Here is a 20,554-nt window from a genome sequence, read left to right as displayed (position 1 = left end):
CTATGGCTTTTGATCCAAACGGTAAGGTCGTTGCAATTCTTGGTGCTACCGGCGTTGTTGGTGCCCAGATGATGCAATGCCTTGAAGAGCGTAATTTTCCTATCAAGGAGCTGGTGCTTCTGGCATCCGCTCGAAGCGCTGGTAAAACTATCGAATTTGCTGACCAGCAGATTGTAATTCGCGAAGCAACGTCAGAGGCTTTTGAGGGTGTAGATATTGTCCTTGGCGCAGCTGGTGACGAGCAGGCAAAAGAGCTGCTTCCTGAGGCAGTTAAGCGTGGATGCGTCTGCGTTGACAACTCCCATGCATTCAGAATGGACCCAAACGTTCCGCTGGTAATCCCAGAGATTAACGCTGAGGACATCAAGAACCATAACGGCATCATTTCTAACCCAAACTGTGCAACCATTATTGGTCTGGTACCTCTGTATCCTTTGCATAAGGCAGCAGGTGCAAAGCGTATTATTGCTTCTACCTATCAGGCTGCATCGGGCGCTGGTCTTCCTGGTCTCACCAGCCTGAAGAATCAGATGGCTGACGTTGTTGCAGGTAGGGAAGTAACCGAGACCGCTCCTTTTGCATACCAGCTGGCAGTTAACCTGATTCCACAGATTGGCGGCTTTGACGAGGTTGGCTACACTTCCGAGGAAATGAAGATGCAAAACGAGGGTCGCAAGATCATGCACCTTCCTGAGCTGCGCGTTAACTGTACCTGTGTCCGAGTTCCAACGATGCGCTCACACTCTGAGTCCATCACTGTTGAGTTTGAGCGTCCTTTGAGTCCAGATGAGGCTCGCGCTATTCTTGAGGATGCTCCAGGAATCAAGGTTGTAGACAACCCAGCAGAGCTTCAGTACCCAATGCCTCTTGATACTTCTGACCAGGACCTTATCTATGTTGGTCGTATTCGCGAGGATCTTTCCGCTGATAAAGATACCAATGCGCTGTCATTCTTCTGCTGCGGAGACCAGATTAGGAAGGGCGCCGCAACAAACGCTGTTCAGATTGCAGAGTACCTGCTGTAATATCCCGCGCGTTGCTGCGTCACATTTTCGTTGACCAAGTACCCGTTCGATTCTATTTCGTGGAATCGAACGGGTATTTTTGTGCGTCTGAGTGAAATTTTTCAACGATAGAGTGCCATTCGGCGGCAAAGTGGTAAAAAATGCGTTTAGTTGGAGTATCCAAAAATGCTTAGTTTCTATGCAAGCCATCTACCAGCAATTTTACGTGGACAAAATTGTGGAAATTAGTACAGAATTTCTGAACTGGGAAAACGTAAGCACCAAAACTCCGAAGTCTAAAAATAAACTCCAACTAAACGGATTTTTTACCCAAAACAGCACCTCTAATTTGATACATCAATTTCTTGATTAGTTTTCCTGCATATTGGCAAGTGTTTATGCAAAAATCGCCTATCTAGATAGTTAAAACTTTTATTCGAACAGGTATTCTACTTTTACAGTGACCATACAGTTTGGGGGCAAAAAGGGTGCACTTGCGGTGTTGGCCTAACAAAAAAGGTAGACAGCAAGCCATCTACCTGGAGTTTCTGGTGCCTCCTGCGCGATTCGAACGCGCGACCTGCGGTTTAGAAGACCGACGCTCTATCCAGCTGAGCTAAGGAGACATATAGCGTCGTTCATTATAGCAATAAGGATTGCAAATACGTCGTGCCATCAAAGATTTTCTTATCAGAAGAATGACAAAGGAAAAGAAAAGTAGCTACACTAAAAGCAGCTACACTGATTACAGGCTTACGTGAATGGAGACACTATGTCTTACGATTTTGAATCACGCGTTGATCGTGCTGGTACTGGTTCTAGAAAATGGAACGTCATGTATGACGTGAATCCTGATGTAGCTCCTGGTATTCCACCTTTTTCTGTTGCTGATATGGAGTATCACACAGCCCCAGAGATTGTCGAGGGCCTCAAGGAATACGTCAATGACGCAATCCTTGGCTATTCCGTGCCAACCAATCAGATGAAGCAGGCTGTGTGCAAGTGGATGAAGACCCGCCACAACTGGGATGTAAAACCAGAGTGGCTGCTCAACTCTTCAGGCGTGGTGCCTGCGCTCTTTGCATCTGTTGCCGAGTTCACCCAGCCAGACGAGGGTGTCATCCTGTTTACTCCTGTCTACCATCCGTTCTACATGGCAGTTGAGGAGAATAACCGTGTGCTGGTAGAGTGCCCGCTTGTCCTGTCAGAGGGTCCTCACTACGACATTAACTTTGACCTGCTTGAGAAACTTGCCGCCGAGCCAAAGAACACCATGGTCATCCTGTGCTCACCCCACAATCCAAGTGGTCGCGTGTGGACCAAAGAAGAGCTCACGCGCATCGCAGAGATTGCGGTTAAGCACAACCTCATCGTTGTCGCTGACGAGATCCATCACGACCTCATCATGCCAGGTTCTACGCATACCGTCTTTGAAACAATTTCCGATGAAGTCGCAGCGCGTACCATTACCTGCACTTCTGCTTCAAAGAGTTTCAACCTGGCTGGCACACAGTTCAGCAACATCATCGTGAGCAATCCAGAACTGCGCAGCCGCCTCGAGAAGCGCCTGCAGGCCCGAGAGACCACCTCATGCAATCCAATCAGCTTCAAGGCCTGTGAGCTGGCTTATAGCAAGGGTGGGGCATGGCTGGACGCATGCATCAAGGCTGTTGACGATAACCAGAAATTGGTCCTGGACTTCTTCGCCACCAAGCACCCTCGGGTGAAGCTTGCACCAATCACGGGAACCTACCTCCAGTGGCTCGACTTCAGGGACCTTGGCCTTACTCCAGAAGAGCTCGACCACCTGTTGCAGTTTGAGGCCCAGATTTTCTTCACCGACGGAGTCTTCTTTGGCGAGGCTGCCCAGGGCTTCAAGCGTTGGAATTTGGCAGCCCCTCGTGTCGAGATTGAAGAGGCGCTGGATCGCCTGGATGCAGCACTTACGGCTCACGGTTTCTAGACACAGTCTGCGGCTTTAAGCGGATTGATTGCGGTTTCTTGACACCGTACCACTGCCATACCACCATATACCAGCTCGTTTAGCGCATGAAATCATCTGCGGAGAAGCTCGTTCTTCTCCGCATTTTGTTTGGCGAGAAACCCGTTGCACCGGCAGATTTCTAAGAAAATCAAAAAAGAGTTTGAAAAATCTGCGTTTCTCGCTTGCATCTTTTTCTGATTCTGTAATAATGATTTAGCTGCGTTTCATGAGGTGGCCAAATGGTGGGAGTAGCTCAGTTGGCAGAGCGACGGACTGTGGCTCCGTAGGTCGAGGGTTCGAGCCCCTTTTCCCACCCCATTCGAAACGTTAATTGGATCGTTAGCTCAGCTGGTAGAGCAGGGGACTCTTAATCCCAAGGTCCAGGGTTCGAACCCCTGACGATCCACCATTTGAATTTCAAACCCCGGCTTGCGTCGGGGTTTTTATTTTTTGTGAGTCGCTAGTTTCTAATTGTTTGTTGAGAGCGATTGCGTCATACTGAAGTCTCCATGATTTTATTGTAGTTCGGAGGACTCGCCGTGATTTACACAATGACGCTTAATCCCGCGCTTGACTATGTCATGCATCCAAACACATTGGACATGGGCTTTACTAACCGTTCCTCCTCAGAAGAGTTGCACTGTGGTGGTAATGGTATTAACGTCTCCACGCTCTTAAATGAGCTTGATAAAGTCACCGTTGCCATGGGTATTGTTGGTGGCTTTACTGGTGAATACCTGCTCAGTGACCTGCAGCGTCAGGGAATTCCAAGCAACTTCGTCAAGCTTGATTCTGGCTTTACTCGTATTAATGTCAAGCTTAACGGCATTGTTATGACCATGGTCAACGGTAATGGCCCACGCATTCCAGAGAAAAAGGTTGATGAGCTGCTGGAGCGCATGGACGTTGTTGGCGCAGGTGACACCTTGGTTCTTACGGGATCTATTCCAAGCTCACTTCCAGAGGATATCTATACTCGCCTTATGGCTCAGCTTGCAGGTCGCGGCATCCAGTTTGTTGTCGATGCTCCCGGTCAGCTGCTTATGGAGGCTATCAAGGCTCAGCCATTCCTGATTAAGCCTAACAACCACGAGGTTGGCCGTATCTTTGATGCCAATCCAGAGACCCCAGAAGAGTGCATTCCATTTGCAAAGAAGCTCCAGGATGGCGGCGCTCGCAACGTTATCGTTTCTTGTGGTGGTGCAGGTTCTCTACTTCTGGACGAGTACGGAACTGAGCACATTGTTCCAACCGCTAAGATTCGCCTGGTTAACGCAACCGGCGCTGGTGACTCCATGGTCGCAGGCTTCCTGGCAAAGACTACCGCTGGCTACGATTACGACACCGCGCTTATTTACGCTTCAGCTTGCGGTACTGCAACTGCAGCAAGCCGAGGAATCGCAAAGCGCGCAACCATTGATCGCGTTGTCACCGCTCTTTACAAGAAGATGGGCCGAGAAATGCCTGCTTCTATTGCAGAAGAAATTCAGCTTGCTCGCCAGAAAGAGGAGAGCCGCGAGGGCAAGTCTTCTTGGCTTGCAGATTCTGAGTAGTAATCGCAGCTAGAACGCATAGTTCTTTTGGCGAGAAACCCTCAGATGGTGCGCTCTTTCCGCGTGGAGTAAACAGAGCGTCTTTACTATTGTGAACGTACAAACACTTGGCAAGAAAGATTCTCTTGCCAAGTGTTTTTTATTGAAATTTATTTAAAGATACTCACAACGTAACAGGTCAAAAAAATGTTACCCTGTAAAAAGACAGGTTAGTTTCTGCGACTATTGTCCTGTGTTGATAGGCTTGCAGAACGTTATACACCGCTAAACGGACAATGATAGGAGCATGTATGTTTGAGGGAGTCAATGCATCCAACGGAATCGGCATCGGTACTGCTCAGGTTGCCGTAGATCCAGACCTCACTTTTACTCCGCACACTGTTGAGGACACTGCTGCAGAGAAGGTTCGTTACGCAGAGGCAGTAACTAAGTTTATTGCACAGACTAACGCACAGATTGAGCGCATGACCAAGACAGTGGGCGAGGAAGCCGCTGCTATTATGGGTGCTCACATTGAGTTTGCTGAGGATGAGGGCATCAAAGAGGCTGTTAACGGTGCTATTGATGGCGGCACCTGCGTTGAGCAGGCTGTAAGCGACGCCTACGACATGTACTACAACATGTTCCTTGGCATGGAGGATGAGCTCTTCCGTGAGCGCGCAGCAGACGTTGCTGACGTCAAGACCGGTCTTCTCGCTGACCTGCTTGGCAAAGAGGTTGTTGACCTCTCCACACTTCCAGAGAACTCCGTCATTGTCTGCCATGAGCTGACTCCTTCTATGACTGCAGACATTGATAAGGACCACGTTGCAGGTATTGTTACCGAGACTGGTGGTCGTACTTCTCACTCCGCAATCATTGCTCGTGCTCTTGAGATTCCTGCAGTTCTTTCTGTTCCTAATATCACTTCTGAGGTTGCAACTGGCAACGCTATTGTTGTCGACGGCACTAACGGCAAGGTTGTTGTCGATCCATCCGAGGCTGAGCTTGCTGAGTACAAGGCTCAGGCTGAGGCTTATGCTGCAGAGAAGGCTGCTCTTGAGGCTTATCGCGGCAAGGAGACCGTATCTGCTGACGGTATCAAGGTTCTGCTTGTTGCTAACATCGGTAATCCAGATGACGCTAACGGCGCAGTTGACGCTGACGCTGAGGGCATTGGTCTGTTCCGCTCCGAGTTCCTGTTCATGGACGCAAAGGAGCTTCCAAGCGAGGAAGAGCAGTTTGCTGCTTACCAGAAGGTTGCTCTGCGCATGAAGGATAAGCCTGTCATCATCCGTACCCTTGATGTTGGTGGCGATAAGGAGATTCCTTACCTCAACATGAAGGCTGAGGAGAACCCATTCATGGGCTTCCGCGCTATCCGTTACTGCCTCAACAATGCTGAGCAGTACAAGGTTCAGCTCCGCGCTCTTCTCCGCGCATCCGCATTTGGCGATATCAAGATTATGCTTCCTCTTGTTACTACTGTTGACGAGGTCCGTGAGGCAAAGGCTCTTGTTGAGGAGTGCAAGCGTGAGCTTGACGCTGAGGGCGTAGCTTACAACAAGGACATTGAGGTTGGCACCATGATTGAGACTCCATCTGCATCTCTGATTGCAGATAAGCTGGCTCGTGAGTGCGACTTCTTCTCTATTGGTACCAACGATCTCATCGGTTACACCATGTGCGCTGACCGCGGCAATGATCGCGTTGCCTACCTCTACGAGGTCTACCAGCCATCCGTTCTCCGTTCTCTCAAGTTCCTCATCGGCGAGGGCAACAAGGAGAAGATCATGGTTGGTATGTGCGGCGAGGCAGCTGCAGATCCACTGCTCATCCCAGTCCTTCTTTCTTTTGGTCTGGACGAGTTCTCCGTCTCTGCACCATCTGTCCTGCGTACCCGCAAGACCATTGCTGCTTGGACAAAGGCTGAGGCAGATGAGCTCACTGCTCGCGTTATGGAGCTTGATACCGCAGCTGAGGTTAAGGCTCTGCTTGAGCGTGAAGCTCGCTAAGTTCTAGTTGCTAAATCTTAGCTTACACGATACAAATTCAAGGGCATCTGCACTGGCAGGTGCCCCTGTTTCTTTAACGTTAAGCCTTCTGGCGAGAAGATCGATCTTCTCGCAATGCGCAACCAGTAAAGCCCGAGCCTCGAAGCGCGACCTACGGCGCAGGAGTCGCTCTGTGCGCTAGGGAACAATCACGGAAAGTGCAGCGGGAATAACCTCAATGACAAACTGTTCTGCAAAGGGGAGTTCCTCGCCATCAACCTGAACGGGGACAGGCTCGTGGAAGGTCACTACTGCATGTTTAAGGTGACGCTCCTCAATGATGCGGGAGTTGATGTGTTTACCGGCTCTAGCCAGGCCAAACAGAGCCAGCAGATGAGGAATGATAGGCACTTTAGTGTTGTAGCAGACGGTAAGAAGACCATCGTCAGGCTGCGCATGTGGACAGACCTTAAAGCCGCCGCCATACGTAGGGCCAATCTGGAAGGCCATGATAAGCGCTTGAAGATCAATGTCCTTCTCGCCATCAAACGAGACGGTGCAAGGGTAACCCTTGCTACCTGCAGCCATAAACTTGAGGCCCGAGGTTAAGAAGAGCGCCTCCCCCTCGGTAGAGGAGTTGTTCGCGCGGCGCTTTGTGGTGTCGGCTGCAATAGCTGCGTCAAGTCCAAACGACATGGTCTCCATGAAGTAGACGTCGTTGATGCGACCAATCTCTAGCTGCTTAACCTTGCCGCGAACCAGCTGCGCAAACGCGCCTTCTGGGTCGTTAATTTTCATACCCAGAGTACGTGCATAGTCGTTTCCCGAGCCCATAGGGATAATGCCAAGCGCTGGACGCACCTCTGGCGATAAGGTCATGAGGCCGTTGACCACTTCATGGATGACGCCATCTCCGCCAAGTGCGACAACCGTGTCAAAATCTGCAGCTTCTGCGGCCATGACACGAGCGTCTCCCATAGCTGTGGTGAGCTTGAGTTCGTATCCGTCCGTTGCCGCTGAATAGCTGGTTAAAAAGTGGCGAGCAAACTCTGCACCAGCAGCACCTTTACCGCTATGAGCAGCCGGATTAGCAATGATAAGCGTGCGTCCAAGAGGGGATTGAGACATTTTGCACCATTTCTACAAGCGCTGCTGTTGAGCGCGCTGTTACTAAATAGTCTTGTCACCACATATCCAAATAAAATAGTGGAGAAAACAGTTCAACAACGTTTCAAGTTTAAACGGCTTTGTCTGTCTGTGCTAGGATAAACCATACAGAAATCGGTAGAAAAGGATAGCGCGTGAGCGAGTCTTCAACACAAACTAAAAATGCGCAGGACACAAGCGTAGTTTCTGCAAATACTAATAGTGCAAGTCTTGTTGCTGTTTCTGCTCGAGATGCATGGTATCCAACACATCAGCGTGACCAGTTCATTTTGCGTCAGCTGGTAAGTAAAGACTTCAAGCTCAAATATCGCCGTTCCATTTTGGGCGTTGTGTGGTCAGTTTTGAACCCACTTTTGATGATGACCGTTATGGCAGTTGTCTTTTCTACTTTTTTGGGCAACCGTGCCGAGGATGTTGTGAACTATCCTCTGTATCTTATTCTTGGTAATACAGCTTTTCAGCTGATGAACGATGCAACTACAATGGGAATGCGCTCAATTATTGATGCATCTAGCCTGCTTAAGAAGGTTCGCATTAATCGTGTTGTCTTTCCAGTTCAAAAAGTACTTTTTGCGGTTGTAAACTATCTTTTCTCGCTCATTGCTGTTGGCATTGTTATGCTTGTCTTCCGCATTCCGCTGACAATTTATTCATTGCTCACACCTGTTGCTTTGCTGCTTCTGGCTTGTTTTTGCATCGGTCTTGCAATGCTTCTCTCGGCCCTTGCAGTCTTTTTTAGAGACGTTATCCACCTGTGGAGCGTTGTAACCACTGCCTGGATGTATGGTACACCGCTCTTTTACTCCGTTAATATCATGTCGCCTTGGATGCTTCAGATTGAGCGTTTTAATCCAATGTTCCACTTTGTAACATTTATTAGAGACTGCCTTCTTTTCCAGAAGTTTCCTGCAACAAGCACCATTTTAGGCTGCCTTGTTTCTGCAGTTCTTGCCCTCGTAATTGGCTATATCGTCTTCCATAAACTAGAGAAGAAATTTATTCTGCACATTTAACCGCAGATTATCTTTTTGAAATAACCTTATAGCAGAACGTTTCTGGATGACTACGAGTTTGTGTGAAGCCAAACATAACGCCTTTTGAGTTGAATGAATGGCTTTCCACCACTGCAACGCAGTTAAAATCTCCAAGCTCTAAATGTTGCTGGTCTTCTTCAGTTGCCAGTTCAACACTGATTGTTCTTTTGCTCTTTAGAATTTTCATATGAAGCGTGTTTTCTAGGTATGCATAAATAGACGTTGATGCATCAGCAATGGTTAGATTTCCAACGGCAGATGCTAAAAGGTAGTCGTTATCTATCTGGCGAGAAGATCCGTCGAGTTTACGGATTCGAACAATGTGGATAAGTTCTTCTCCTGCTTTAAAACCAGTTTGATGAGAAATACTGTCTGTGCAAGGAACGTGCTCAAAGACAATGACATTTGTTTCAGGTACAAGATTGTTTCTGTGGGCATATTCTTGAAAGGACTCAAGTCCTTCTAATGAGCCAATAACTTCACTTGGCTTTTTCTGCCAAATAACGCGTACGCCCCTACCGTGAATAGGCTGAAGAAAAGCTTCATCGGACAGAAGTGTGAGCGCACGTCGAACGGTGTTTCTGGAGCAGGAATATATCTTAGTAAGCTCCATCTCGGTTGGTAAATAGGACTCATACGCATATGTCCCGTCTAAGATCTTATTTTTTAAATCATGATAAATCGTATTAAATCGTGCGCTTGGCATATTTTTTCCTTAACGTGCTGTTGAAGGCTGGAGTTGCATGTTCAAGTTGCTCTTGATTAGATAGTAGCTTTATAAAAATGGAACGAACATAAAATAGTTCCTTTCATACCATTTACCGATAATTTCATACCGCTCGGAAGTGAGTTGTTTAAACAACTCGATAGTACAAATATACTTTTCTCTGTAGACATAAGCAAAATTGTTTTGAACGTGTATCAAAGCATAGCTTATGAAAATCATGAGAAGAGATGCAACCTAGCAAAGAGTTAGGAGCACTCTCTAAGGAGGAGTCTTATGTCCGGTATTAATCGTAGGCAGTTCGTCACCTTAAGTGCATCAGCTCTTTGCTCACTGGGTCTTGTTGCTTGTGGTGGAAATAACGACAAAAAGCAGGGAGAGTCTGATTCTGCAAACGGTTCAGTTTATTTCCTGAACTTCAAGCCTGAGGCTGATCAGCAGTGGAAAGATCTTGCAGCTAAGTATACTGAGGAAACAAAGGTTCCTGTAAAGGTAGTAACTGCTGCTTCTGATACCTATGCACAGACATTCCAGTCTGAGATTAACAAGGACGCTTCTGTAGCTCCAACATTGTTCCAGACAAATGGTCCTTCTGGTCTTATCGGTGTAAAAGATTACTGCGTTGACCTTAAGGGTGCCAAGATTCTGGATGAGCTCACTAATGACGCTCTTAAGCTTCAGGAGGATGGCGTTGTCTACGGTGTTGATTATGTAGAGGAAGACTACGGCATTATCTACAACAAGAAGCTGCTTGAGAAGGCTGGCTATAAGGGAGACGACATCAAAGACTTTGCTTCGCTGAAGAAGGTCGTTGAGGATATTCAGGCTCGCAAAGCAGAGCTTGGCGTAAAGGGCGCATTCACCAGCGCTGGTCTTGATTCCAGTTCTGACTGGCGCTTTACTACACACCTTGCAAATCTTCCTCTGTACTATGAGTTCAAGGATACCGGTAAGCCTGAGGCTAAGGAAATTAAGGGAACGTATCTCCCTAACTACAAGCAGATTTTTGATCTCTATATCAACAATGCTACATGCAGCCCAACTGAGCTTTCTGGCAAGACCGGTGATGACGCTGTCGCAGAGTTTGTCAATGGCGACGCTGTCTTCTACCAGAACGGTACCTGGGCATACAATGACATTAAGAAGCTTGGCGACGATGCTCTTGGTATGATTCCAATTTATATTGGCGTAAAGGGTGAAGAGAAGCAGGGTATGTGCTCTGGTGGCGAGAACTATTGGTGCGTAAGCTCCAAGGCAGATGACGCTTCCCAGAAGGCAACGCTTGACTTTATCTATTGGTGCGTAACTTCTGATACTGCTACCACTGCAATTGCTGAGGAGATGGGCTTCACCATTCCTTTCAAGAATGCAAAGGCAACTAAGAACGCCCTTGCAAACATTGCTGCTGAGTATGCAAAGAAGGGTAATGAGTCCGTGGCTTGGGACTTCATCTACATTCCTTCTCAGGAGTGGAAGAACAATCTCTCCAGTGCACTTAAGGGCTATGCAGCAGGAACAGAGGACTGGGATGCTGTTAAGTCTGCATTTGTTGACGGTTGGAAGGCTGAAAAAGAGGCTAACGCATAGTAGTCCTTCTAGTAATGCTTTGATTGGTGAGAGACGAGAAGAGAGATCTCTCTTCTCGTCTCTTGTTATTGGAGGGTATCTCTATGGCTAAGATGTTGAAGCGGTGGTGGCCATTATTTGTTCTGCCCACAGCGCTATCTTTTTTGTTTGGCTTTTTGATTCCGTTTGTGCAGGGATTTTATCTCTCGTTTTGTAAATTTATTACCATTAGTGACGCCAAGCCAGTTGGTCTGGATAATTATGTAGCAGCTTTTTCTGACCCACAGTTTGCTAACGCTTTTTGGTATACCGCACTGTTTGCCCTAGTCTCAACAGTTCTTATTAATGTGCTGGCGCTTGCAATTGCACTTGCCCTAACTAGAAAAGACCTTAAGGGTACTAATTCATTTAGAACTGTCTTTTTTATGCCCAATCTTATTGGTGGCATTGTTCTGGGATACATCTGGAATATTTTGATTAACTGCTTGCTTTCTATTGTAGGCGAGCAGCTTCTTGCGCTTAATAGCATTGCAGGATTTTGGGGAATGATTATTCTTACCTTATGGCAGCAAGTTGGCTACATGATGATTATTTATATTGCTGGCCTGCAATCTATTCCAAGTGATTATCTTGAAGCAGCACGAGTCGATGGAGCAAATGCTTGGCAGACTCTCTGGAAGGTAAAAATTCCAAACCTTATGTCTACCATTACTATTTGTCTTTTCTTAACAGTTACAAATGGCTTTAAATTATTTGACCAGAACTTGGCACTTACTGCAGGTGAGCCTAAGCACGCAACCGAAATGCTTGCTCTTAATATTTACAACACCTTCTACGCTCGACAGGGAGCAAAGTGGATGGGTATCGGCCAGGCTAAAGCTGTTATTTTCTGCATTTTAGTTATTTGTATTGTCATGATTCAGCTAAGAGCCACCAGGTCAAGGGAGGTGCAGCAATAATGAAGCGCGATAAGATCATTAACAAAATTTTAGCTGTATTCTTTACTATCCTTTCTCTTGCATGGATTTATCCAATGGTTATGATCTTGATGAATTCATTCAAGGAAGAAACAACTATTACCACATCCACGGCGTTTGATTTTGTAACTTCAGAGAACTCTGCGGGTTTTGCTAATTATATTGCTGCTTTGGATAAGCAGGGCTTTTTAGCAGCCTTTGGATATTCTCTAGTTATTACCATCACATCTGTAGCGCTGATTTTGGTTTGTTGCTCAATGTGTGCATGGTTTATTGTCCGTGTAAAAAATCGCATTAGTAATATTCTGTATTATCTGTTTGTCTTCTCGATGGTAGTACCGTTCCAGATGCTTATGTTCACACTGTCCAATATGGCAAACACGCTTGGATTTAATACTCCTTTCAATATTTGCTTCATTTACTTGGGCTTTGGTGCTGGACTAGCAGTATTTATGTTTGCTGGATTTGTTAAGACTATTCCACTTGAGATTGAGGAAGCTGCAACTATTGATGGCTGCAATCCGCTTCAGACATTCTTCCATGTTGTTTTGCCTATTATGAAGCCAACGTATATTTCTGTTGGTATTCTCGAAACTATGTGGGTCTGGAATGACTATTTGCTTCCATATCTTGTTCTGGATAGAACCAAATTCCAAACTATCCCAATTCTGATTCAGTACTTTAGAGGTGGATATGGACGCGTTGAGATGGGTCCAATGTTTGCCTGCATCATGATGGTTATTATCCCAATTGTCATTATGTATTTACTGTGCCAGCGCTACATCATCGATGGTGTCGTCTCTGGTGCTGTAAAAGGCTAAATCTCAATGTATTACAGCAAGCTGTAGGCATTTCTGAAAGGTTTTATCATGGCAGAAATCGTTTTGAAGAATATAAAAAAGATTTACCCAAATGAGAAGAAGCGCAAGACTCTCTTTGGTAAGAAAACTGAGCAGAAAAAGAGCAATCTTGAGGTAACTGAAGAAGGCGTTGTTGCTGTTCAGGATTTCAATCTCACTATTAAGGAGCACGAGTTTGTTGTGCTTGTTGGCCCTTCGGGTTGCGGAAAATCTACTACACTGCGTATGATTGCAGGTCTAGAAGATATTTCTTCTGGCGAGCTTTATATCGATGGAAAGCTTGTTAATGATGTCGCACCAAAAGACCGAGACATTGCAATGGTTTTCCAAAGCTATGCGCTGTATCCAAATATGACCGTTTATGACAATATGGCGTTTACTCTTAAGCTTAAAAAGGTTGATCCACAAGTTATTGACGAGAAGGTCCGTGCAGCTGCAGAAACATTAGGTATTACAGCATATCTTGATCGTAAGCCAAAGGCACTTTCTGGTGGTCAGCGTCAGCGCGTTGCAATTGGTCGTGCAATTGTCCGTGATCCAAAAGTCTTCCTGATGGATGAGCCACTCTCAAATCTTGATGCAAAGCTGAGAAATCAGATGCGTACAGAGATTATTAAGCTTCGTCAGAAGGTTAATGGAACCTTTGTTTATGTTACACACGACCAAACAGAGGCAATGACCTTGGGCGACCGCATTGTCATTATGAAGGATGGCTTTGTTCAGCAAATTGGAACACCACAAGAAGTGTTTAATAGACCGGCTAATCTCTTTGTTGCTGGCTTCATTGGCATGCCTCAAATGAATTTCTTTAACGCACATCTTATTCGCGTGGACAATGAGTTCCATGTGGAGACAGAAAACATGTCATTTGAAATTTCTCCTGAGATGGCTAATCTGTTAGCACAGTCTTGGGTTGCTGCGCCAGCAACAGATGTCATTGTCGGCATTAGGCCCGAGCAAATTTATTTGACTGAGCCAAATGGAATTGGCGCTTTCAAGGGCAATCTTGAGGTAAGTGAGCTTATGGGCTCTACTGTTCACCTTCATGTTCATACTGAAGACGGTAATTTTGTCCTTATTGTTCCAGCAACTGAACTTGCAAAACGAGACCTCAAAATTGGTGATGAAGTGTGGTTTAAATTCGAAGACAATGCTGTTCATCTCTTTGATAAGAATACGCAAGATAATCTAGTTAAGTATTAAACCTTTGTACTGGCTTATCTTGAAAAGATAAGCCAGTACTCTTTTTGTGAAAGAGGCAACTATGGGACGAGCAAGCGGAGTACTTATGGCCGTTTCTTCTCTTCCAAATTCATATGGGATTGGCACGTTTGGCAAAGAAGCCTACGATTTTATTGATTTTCTCGTCAGAACAAAACAAAGATATTGGCAAGTTTTGCCTCTTACCACCACTAGTTATGGTGACTCTCCTTATCAGTCTTTTTCTGCTGCAGCGGGAAGTCCTTACTATATAGATTTAAAAGATCTTGTGAAACTTGGATATTTAAAGTCAGATGACTTTGAAGATATTTCTTTTGGGACTAGCAATACTCGCGTTGATTATGGTGCGCTTTTTGTAAATCATCGTCGTTTACTTAATCGTGCCTTTGACAGGTTTATGCAGGATGTACCTGCTGATTTCGAGAAGTTCTGTCATGATCAGGCAGAGTGGCTTGATCCTTATGCGGAGTTCATGTCTCTAAAGGAAGAATTTGAATATAAAGCTTACTGGGAGTGGCCAAAACTTTATCAGCACAGAAACGAGACTACTGCAAAAGAAATTAAGAAACTGCAAAAGTCAGTTTTGTATCACAAGATGACTCAGTATTTCTTCTTTACTCAATGGGCAAAGGTTAAGACGTATGCCAATAAAAGGGGAGTACTTATAATTGGTGATCTTCCCATTTATGTCTCGCGCGATTCTGTTGAGATGTGGGCACAGCCAGAGCTGTTTAAAACGGATGAAACAGGACGGCCTATTACGGTTGCGGGCACTCCTCCTGATCAATTTTCTTCTACCGGTCAATATTGGGGAAACCCCATTTATAACTGGGAGTATATGAAGAAATCGCATTATGCATGGTGGGTTTGGCGCATACAGACAAATCTTGAGATGTTTGATGTGCTTCGAATCGATCATTTTAGGGGCTTTGAGGCATACTGGGAGATTCCTTACGGAGCTGCAGACGCCACAGAAGGCAAATGGACTAAAGGGCCAGATTTGGAGCTGTTTAAGGAACTGGAAAAGCAGCTTGGAAAGCTTCCAATCATTGCGGAAGACCTTGGCTTAATTACACCAGAGCTTATCGCCATGCGAGACAAAAGTGGTTTCCCAGGAATGAAAATCTTGCAGTACGGATTTGATGGAAAGCATGATTCAAGAGATCTTCCTCACAATTACACTGCAAACACTATTGCTTATGTGGGAACGCATGATAATCCAACTGCTCGTGGTTGGTATGAAACTCAGGCTACTGATAGAGAGCGTGAACAGGCAGATATTTATCTTCATCGCTCAAAAGATGAGCCAATTGGTGAGGCGCTTTCACGTGGAATTGCAGCTTCTGTGAGCGACACGTGTATTCACACCATGCAAGATCTTCTCGGCTTAGATGATTCTGCACGCATGAATGTTCCAGCTACTGTTGGAGGTAACTGGTGTTGGCGTATGAAGCAAGGAGCCATTACGCGTCATACAGAAGATTTCTTAAGAACTATTACTGAGATGTACTTCAGAGTGTACAAAGAGGAGAAGTAATGAACTTAGACACTTTATCTCTTCAACAATTTAACCAACCTCTGACTGAAATTACTGACAGGCAGGTTTTTGAATTACTGCTTCAAGTGGTTAAGAGTAAGTCGGAAGCTCTTCCGTTAAATAATGGTAAGAAGAGGCTCTATTACATCTCCGCAGAGTTTCTGATTGGCAAGCTGCTTTCAAATAACCTCATCAATCTGGGAATTTATAACGAAGTAAAATCGCAGCTTTCTAGAGCAGGCCATTCGCTCGAAGACATCGAAGAGATTGAAGTTGAGCCTTCACTTGGTAACGGTGGTCTTGGTCGATTGGCAGCATGCTTTATCGACTCCATGTCAACACTTGGTTTGCCAGGCGATGGTGTAGGCCTTAAGTATCATTTTGGACTCTTTCATCAGCAGTTTTTAGATAGACAGCAAACTGCCGTTCCAGACGCTTGGCTTGCTGATGATGGGTGGCTTGAAGACGAGAAGACATCATTTACCGTAGAATTCAGAGATTTCTCGGTGACGTCTGAGCTCTATTCCATTGATGTTTTGGGATATGGCCGAACAAAGAAAAACAGACTTCGTTTGTTTGACCTGCAAAGTATCGACGAATCATTAGTTTCTGATGACGCTATTGATTTTGATAAGACTGCTTTAAAAAAGAATCTAACGCTCTTTTTGTATCCCGACGATTCGGACGAAGACGGTCAGCTTCTTCGTGTGTATCAGCAATATTTTATGGTTTCAAATGCTGCACAGCTGATCGTTAAAGAGGCGGTTGAGCGCGGCAGTAATGTTCATGACCTCGCTGACTATGTTGTGATTCAGATTAACGATACGCACCCCACAATGGTAATTCCAGAGCTTATTCGTATCTTGACTGAGAAATACGATATCTCGTTTGAAGAGTCTGTAACCATTGTTTCTTCACTAGTTGCATACACAAATCATACGATTTTGGCAGAAGCTCTTGAGAAATGGCCTCTTAAATTTATCGAGGAAGTTTCTCCAAAGATTGCTTCGATTATCAAAAAGCTTGACGAACACATCCGTAGTACCGTTGCAGATCCAAGTGTACAAGTCATCATTGATAAGAAAGTTCACATGGCTAACCTTGCCATTCATTACGGCTTTAGTATCAATGGCGTTGCAGCGCTTCATACTAAGATTTTGGAAGAGACAGAGCTCAAGTCATTCTTTGATTTGTACCCAGAGAAATTCTCTAACAAAACTAATGGAATTACTTTCCGTCGCTGGCTAATGGGTTGTAATCCCGAGCTTGCCGAGTATCTTGATGCGTTATTAGGAGATGATTGGAGAACAACCGCTCATCTTGAGGGGCTTTTAGAGTATCGCGATAACGAAGAAGTCCTCAATCAGCTGCAGGAAATAAAACAAGCAGCAAAAGATCGAATGGTCAAATTTTTGCTGGACACTCAAGATGCAAAAGTTAATGCCGACTCCATTATTGATGTCCAGGTGAAGCGTTTCCACGAATATAAGCGTCAGCAAATGCTATTGCTTTATTTGATTTGGAAATATTTTGATATTAAGTCCGGACACCTTCCAAAGCATCCTATTACTGTCATTTTTGGTGGTAAGGCTGCACCAGCATACGTGGCTGCTCAAGATATCATTCATGCAATTCTTGTTCTCTCGTCTTTGATTGCAAATGATGCAGATGTTTCATCATATCTTCAGGTGATAATGATCGAGAATTACAACGTTACTGCCGCTGAGCACGTTATTCCAGCAGCAGATATCTCTGAGCAGATTTCACTGGCTTCCAAGGAGGCTTCTGGAACTTCCAACATGAAGTTCATGCTTAACGGCGCTGTTACCGTTTGCACAGTTGATGGTGCAAATGTAGAAATTGCCGACTTGGTAGGCAAGGAGAATATCTACACGTTTGGTGCTTCAAGTGATGAGGTTGTAAGCCTTTATGAGCACAAAGGTTACAAAGCAAAAGAGTTTTATAAAAAGCCCCAGATTAAACCGCTCGTTGATTTCTTAATTAGCCCAGAGTTTATTTCTCTTGGAAATGAGGAGCGCCTGGAGCGTCTTCACAAAAACCTGTGCTCAAAAGACTGGTTTATGACGCTGCTTGATTTGGAAGCATACATTTCAACAAAAGAGCACGTGTTCGATGATTATGAGGATAGGAGAGCGTGGCTCCAGAAGTCTCTTGCAAATATTGCTATGGCAGGAACGTTCTCATCTGATAGAACTATTGCCGAATATAACAATGAGATTTGGCACCTTACTCCTGATAAGTAGATGTAAGTAATACGGATCAGCAAACCGCCACTTAAGCCAGCGGTCTAATGTAGTCATAACAAGCGGACTTAACAAGCGGCCTAGACCAGTAGTCTAGGCCGCTTGAATGTGTTCCTCTAGCGATTTAATGAACGAAAATATCATCTGTTTTGGTCTCATCTGCATAAATGACAAGAAATGAGCTATGGTATATACATAAATATTCACCCTTCACGCTGAAAGAAGGATGTATGAACAGCACTTCTGTTAGAAGCGTTAGAAGCACTCGATTTTCTCGCTTCACGGTTTTAGCAATTCTTATGCTATTTGTGGGTGCAATTTTGGCGTTTGCTCTGCCACACACAGCATTTGCTGCTGACCCAACAGTTTATTCCGAAGATGTGGACGGCGCTCCGCTTGACGGTACGCAGACCGTGGCAAATCCATTCCCTGACTTTATTTCAGATGCTGAAATTCAGGCAGAGATTACTGCTCAGGCCGCTAAACCGCGAGAGGACCGTACGGGTGTCATCGCGCGTTATTACTGGGTAAAGCCTGATGGAACTGCGCTCAAGCTGGACATGGATCCAACTAAATATTCTGTTGCGCAGATGATTGCCGAGGGCGGAGAAATTCGTGCTTACTACGTTCTTCTCGGCGATGCAGAGAATCTGATCAACTTCCCACACAATGATCCAAATGGTTATGGTCTGCGTAAGGTGGCTGTTTCGGCTCATGCTGCTGTTGATACATACAAACCAATGGACGCAACAGGTGCTCTTTCGGGTGGTGGTCCAAAGACTAATTTGATGTTTACCGTTAAGGTCAATGGTCAGTCTATTATGGGTGGCACTTCATATGAAGAGCCTGCTGCTGTATTTACTGCACCAGTCACAGCTCGTCAGTACATTGAGTTCTCCGCACCACTGAACATTTCTGATAGGTCTTATCAGCTGGGAATTCAGGGTGGCATTAAGAAATCTTGGGGAGGCACTCACGCATACACCAAGCGCTATCCTGCGCGAGTCATTGATACAGCAACGGCTGTGTATCACTATGTCGACGATCTGGCATACAGGCAGCTTAATGGTCTTGGTCTAAGTGATCCTATCGCTCAAAGAAATGCTGGCCTTCCTATTTATGGTAACGGTGCAGTAAGTGTTCTTGGTCTTGATGATCTTGCTGCTACATATACAACCTCCGCAGCATTTGAGGATCGTCAGGTGTCTGCGCGTTACAACACAAAGGGTCATGTTGTGTACATGCCTGAGTACGCTGGCGTTACTGCAGATGACTCTGTTGCCGGCGGTAATAAGTTTGAGACTGATCCTTCAACCAATCTGCTGCTGACCACTGTTCGTAAGTCGGTTGACGAGATTAAGTCTGCGGGACCTGGTGATTCTTACGTCTATATTGCAAACGATATCGATGTCCCAGAGGGAACATCTCTTGCAATTGGTACGTATAACTCTGGTCCTCGCGATAATTCGGTTTTGGCCCCTGGCTTCAACGCAGACGGTTCTGTAAACCGTACCAGGCAGTATTACCTCACGTATCGTGCAGTTCCTTCTCCTTTGAAGCTTGTGAAGACTGACTCTGATGATGCTTCCAAGCCTGTTGCTGGTGCAACCTATAGCCTATACAAGGCTGATGGCACACTGGTTAAAGAGGGGCTTACTACTGGTGCAGACGGTACCTTTACATCCGGAGATGTTCTTACAAAGACTGAGCTGACTACACTGGTTCAGAACACTGCGGCAACTGCAGATTTGCTGACTAAGGGTATCTATCAGGATGGAGATAAGTTCTATCTGACGCCAGGCGATTATTACCTGGTTGAGACTGCATCTCCAGAGGGATATGAACTCAATGCAAATCAGATTCCATTTACGGTAGCTCCTGCAACATTCAATGCTGCAGATCAGACCATTGTTCCTACGGAAGTTGCTACAGCTGATAAGCCAATAACTCCTACACCAACCCCAACGCCGGATCCTAATCCAGAGCCAAAGCCTAAGACTCCTAAGAAGAAGAGGTCTAACCTGCCAGATACTGGCGATGCAATGTCAATTGCAAGCGCACTTGCTGCTGCAGGTATTATTGCTTCCGGTCTTGCGTACTCTGTAAAGGCTCGCCGTTAGTTTTGGCGTACAGATCACAAGTGCAAAGAAGGCTGTGCTTCGCACAGCCTTCTTTTTTGCTTGGTAAAGTAGAGTAGGGTAGATGCTTAGTTGGGCGTTGGTCTGCGCAGTCTGTACAATCAACACTGTTTGAGGCAAAACATATCCTCAAGCGGTAAAAAAGCCGTTTAGTTGGAGATTTCATTTTTCTGCATACAACGTTTGCCCAGATAAAAGTTTTTGACGCGGTAAAAAATCGTCTTAGTTGGAGATAAAACAGCTAATTTTCAATTTTCATTTCCAACTAAACGGGTTTTTTACCTTTTTCGGCACATAATTTTGAGCCTGAAAATTACGTATTCATAGAAATGAATTTAATTGCATGAATATTCAAGGAAATAAATCAAAAGTTGATCATGACAAGTAAAGAAGAAAATTGCTAATAAAATATCTGTGAAAACATGGGAAGGCATAGAAATAGCTAGTAACGCGTTTAAAAGTTATCAGCGTGCTTTACAAAGCACAGCAAGAATAAACCTTGAATTCTCATTGCTAGTGCAACAACAAAAGACAAGGTAGTGACCCATGGGT

The 20,554-nt window shown here is 45.3% G+C and carries 14 protein-coding genes and 3 tRNA genes; 14 read left to right on the top strand and 3 right to left on the bottom strand.

The annotated features are described in order from the left end of the window. Positions 1-2: 2 nt before the first annotated feature. The gene (locus ACO5GU_RS05930; RefSeq protein ID WP_484930413.1) at positions 3-1,025 is read left to right on the top strand and encodes an aspartate-semialdehyde dehydrogenase; all 1,023 of its coding nucleotides are present in this window, start codon (positions 3-5) and stop codon (positions 1,023-1,025) included. 528 nt (positions 1,026-1,553) lie between these two features. Here ACO5GU_RS05930 and ACO5GU_RS05925 read toward each other — a convergent pair. Then, positions 1,554-1,630, bottom strand: a tRNA-Arg gene (locus ACO5GU_RS05925). Between the two features lie 146 nt (positions 1,631-1,776). On the opposite strand from ACO5GU_RS05925, the gene ACO5GU_RS05920 reads away from it, so the two are divergent. From ACO5GU_RS05920 to ptsP, 5 genes are all read left to right on the top strand, one after another. Beyond that, positions 1,777-2,967: a MalY/PatB family protein gene (locus ACO5GU_RS05920; protein WP_484930412.1), complete on the top strand. Its 1,191-nt coding sequence runs from the start codon at positions 1,777-1,779 to the stop codon at positions 2,965-2,967. Positions 2,968-3,230: 263 nt separating this feature from the next. Next, a tRNA-His gene (locus ACO5GU_RS05915) sits at positions 3,231-3,306 on the top strand. A gap of 15 nt (positions 3,307-3,321) precedes the next feature. Continuing rightward, positions 3,322-3,397 (top strand) — tRNA-Lys (locus ACO5GU_RS05910). A gap of 130 nt (positions 3,398-3,527) precedes the next feature. Beyond that, positions 3,528-4,541, top strand: a complete 1,014-nt coding sequence (locus ACO5GU_RS05905) for a 1-phosphofructokinase family hexose kinase (RefSeq protein ID WP_484805876.1) — start codon at positions 3,528-3,530, stop codon at positions 4,539-4,541. A gap of 290 nt (positions 4,542-4,831) precedes the next feature. Beyond that, positions 4,832-6,535 carry a phosphoenolpyruvate--protein phosphotransferase gene (gene ptsP / locus ACO5GU_RS05900; RefSeq protein WP_484930411.1) on the top strand — a complete coding sequence of 568 codons (1,704 nt, stop codon included), beginning with the start codon at positions 4,832-4,834 and terminating at the stop codon, positions 6,533-6,535. 177 nt (positions 6,536-6,712) lie between these two features. On the opposite strand, the gene ACO5GU_RS05895 is transcribed toward ptsP, so the two are convergent. After that, positions 6,713-7,642 (bottom strand): diacylglycerol/lipid kinase family protein, encoded by a 930-nt coding sequence (locus ACO5GU_RS05895; RefSeq protein WP_484930410.1) that lies wholly within the window; start codon positions 7,640-7,642, stop codon positions 6,713-6,715. A 173-nt stretch (positions 7,643-7,815) separates the two neighbouring features. Between ACO5GU_RS05895 and ACO5GU_RS05890 the strand changes: the two genes are divergently transcribed. Beyond that, a complete protein-coding gene (locus ACO5GU_RS05890; RefSeq protein ID WP_484850649.1) occupies positions 7,816-8,694 on the top strand; it encodes an ABC transporter permease in 879 nt (292 codons plus the stop codon). A gap of 7 nt (positions 8,695-8,701) precedes the next feature. On the opposite strand, the gene ACO5GU_RS05885 is transcribed toward ACO5GU_RS05890, so the two are convergent. Beyond that, positions 8,702-9,421, bottom strand: a complete 720-nt coding sequence (locus ACO5GU_RS05885; protein ID WP_035428116.1) for a GntR family transcriptional regulator — start codon at positions 9,419-9,421, stop codon at positions 8,702-8,704. A 294-nt stretch (positions 9,422-9,715) separates the two neighbouring features. On the opposite strand from ACO5GU_RS05885, the gene ACO5GU_RS05880 reads away from it, so the two are divergent. The 7 genes from ACO5GU_RS05880 (at position 9,716) to ACO5GU_RS05850 (ending at position 19,984) form a co-directional block, all read left to right on the top strand. After that, the gene (locus tag ACO5GU_RS05880; protein ID WP_484930409.1) at positions 9,716-11,026 is read left to right on the top strand and encodes an ABC transporter substrate-binding protein; all 1,311 of its coding nucleotides are present in this window, start codon (positions 9,716-9,718) and stop codon (positions 11,024-11,026) included. Positions 11,027-11,109: 83 nt separating this feature from the next. Next, entirely contained in the window at positions 11,110-11,964 is an 855-nt protein-coding gene (locus tag ACO5GU_RS05875; protein ID WP_484930408.1) for a carbohydrate ABC transporter permease, read from the top strand. After that, positions 11,964-12,803: a carbohydrate ABC transporter permease gene (locus ACO5GU_RS05870; RefSeq protein ID WP_035435075.1), complete on the top strand. Its 840-nt coding sequence runs from the start codon at positions 11,964-11,966 to the stop codon at positions 12,801-12,803. Before ACO5GU_RS05875 ends, ACO5GU_RS05870 begins: the two co-directional genes overlap by 1 nt. A gap of 48 nt (positions 12,804-12,851) precedes the next feature. Then, positions 12,852-14,045: an ABC transporter ATP-binding protein gene (locus ACO5GU_RS05865; protein ID WP_314008615.1), complete on the top strand. Its 1,194-nt coding sequence runs from the start codon at positions 12,852-12,854 to the stop codon at positions 14,043-14,045. Positions 14,046-14,106: 61 nt separating this feature from the next. After that, positions 14,107-15,600 carry a 4-alpha-glucanotransferase gene (gene malQ, locus ACO5GU_RS05860; protein WP_484930407.1) on the top strand — a complete coding sequence of 498 codons (1,494 nt, stop codon included), beginning with the start codon at positions 14,107-14,109 and terminating at the stop codon, positions 15,598-15,600. Next, the gene (locus tag ACO5GU_RS05855; protein ID WP_484930406.1) at positions 15,600-17,864 is read left to right on the top strand and encodes a glycogen/starch/alpha-glucan phosphorylase; all 2,265 of its coding nucleotides are present in this window, start codon (positions 15,600-15,602) and stop codon (positions 17,862-17,864) included. The genes malQ and ACO5GU_RS05855 overlap by 1 nt, the downstream gene beginning before the upstream one ends. A gap of 230 nt (positions 17,865-18,094) precedes the next feature. Continuing rightward, positions 18,095-19,984, top strand: coding sequence for an MSCRAMM family protein (locus tag ACO5GU_RS05850; RefSeq protein ID WP_484930405.1), 1,890 nt, complete (start codon positions 18,095-18,097; stop codon positions 19,982-19,984). The last annotated feature ends 570 nt before the right edge of the window (positions 19,985-20,554 follow it).

The sequence above is a fragment of the Lancefieldella sp. genome (assembly GCF_057237245.1).
Note: the sequence above shows the minus strand (reverse complement) of the source record. Positions and strands in the feature narration are given on the sequence as shown.

Bases quoted from the DNA above. Each gene is read 5' to 3' on its own strand.
- ACO5GU_RS05930 (WP_484930413.1), top strand. From the start codon at position 3: ATGGCTTTTGATCCAAACGGTAAGGTCGTTGCAATTCTTGGTGCTACC.
- ACO5GU_RS05920 (WP_484930412.1), top strand. From the start codon at position 1,777: ATGTCTTACGATTTTGAATCACGCGTTGATCGTGCTGGTACTGGTTCT.
- ptsP (WP_484930411.1), top strand. From the start codon at position 4,832: ATGTTTGAGGGAGTCAATGCATCCAACGGAATCGGCATCGGTACTGCT.
- ACO5GU_RS05895 (WP_484930410.1), bottom strand. From the start codon at position 7,642: ATGTCTCAATCCCCTCTTGGACGCACGCTTATCATTGCTAATCCGGCT.
- ACO5GU_RS05885 (WP_035428116.1), bottom strand. From the start codon at position 9,421: ATGCCAAGCGCACGATTTAATACGATTTATCATGATTTAAAAAATAAG.
- ACO5GU_RS05880 (WP_484930409.1), top strand. From the start codon at position 9,716: ATGTCCGGTATTAATCGTAGGCAGTTCGTCACCTTAAGTGCATCAGCT.
- ACO5GU_RS05875 (WP_484930408.1), top strand. From the start codon at position 11,110: ATGGCTAAGATGTTGAAGCGGTGGTGGCCATTATTTGTTCTGCCCACA.
- ACO5GU_RS05870 (WP_035435075.1), top strand. From the start codon at position 11,964: ATGAAGCGCGATAAGATCATTAACAAAATTTTAGCTGTATTCTTTACT.
- ACO5GU_RS05865 (WP_314008615.1), top strand. From the start codon at position 12,852: ATGGCAGAAATCGTTTTGAAGAATATAAAAAAGATTTACCCAAATGAG.
- malQ (WP_484930407.1), top strand. From the start codon at position 14,107: ATGGGACGAGCAAGCGGAGTACTTATGGCCGTTTCTTCTCTTCCAAAT.
- ACO5GU_RS05855 (WP_484930406.1), top strand. From the start codon at position 15,600: ATGAACTTAGACACTTTATCTCTTCAACAATTTAACCAACCTCTGACT.
- ACO5GU_RS05850 (WP_484930405.1), top strand. From the start codon at position 18,095: ATGAACAGCACTTCTGTTAGAAGCGTTAGAAGCACTCGATTTTCTCGC.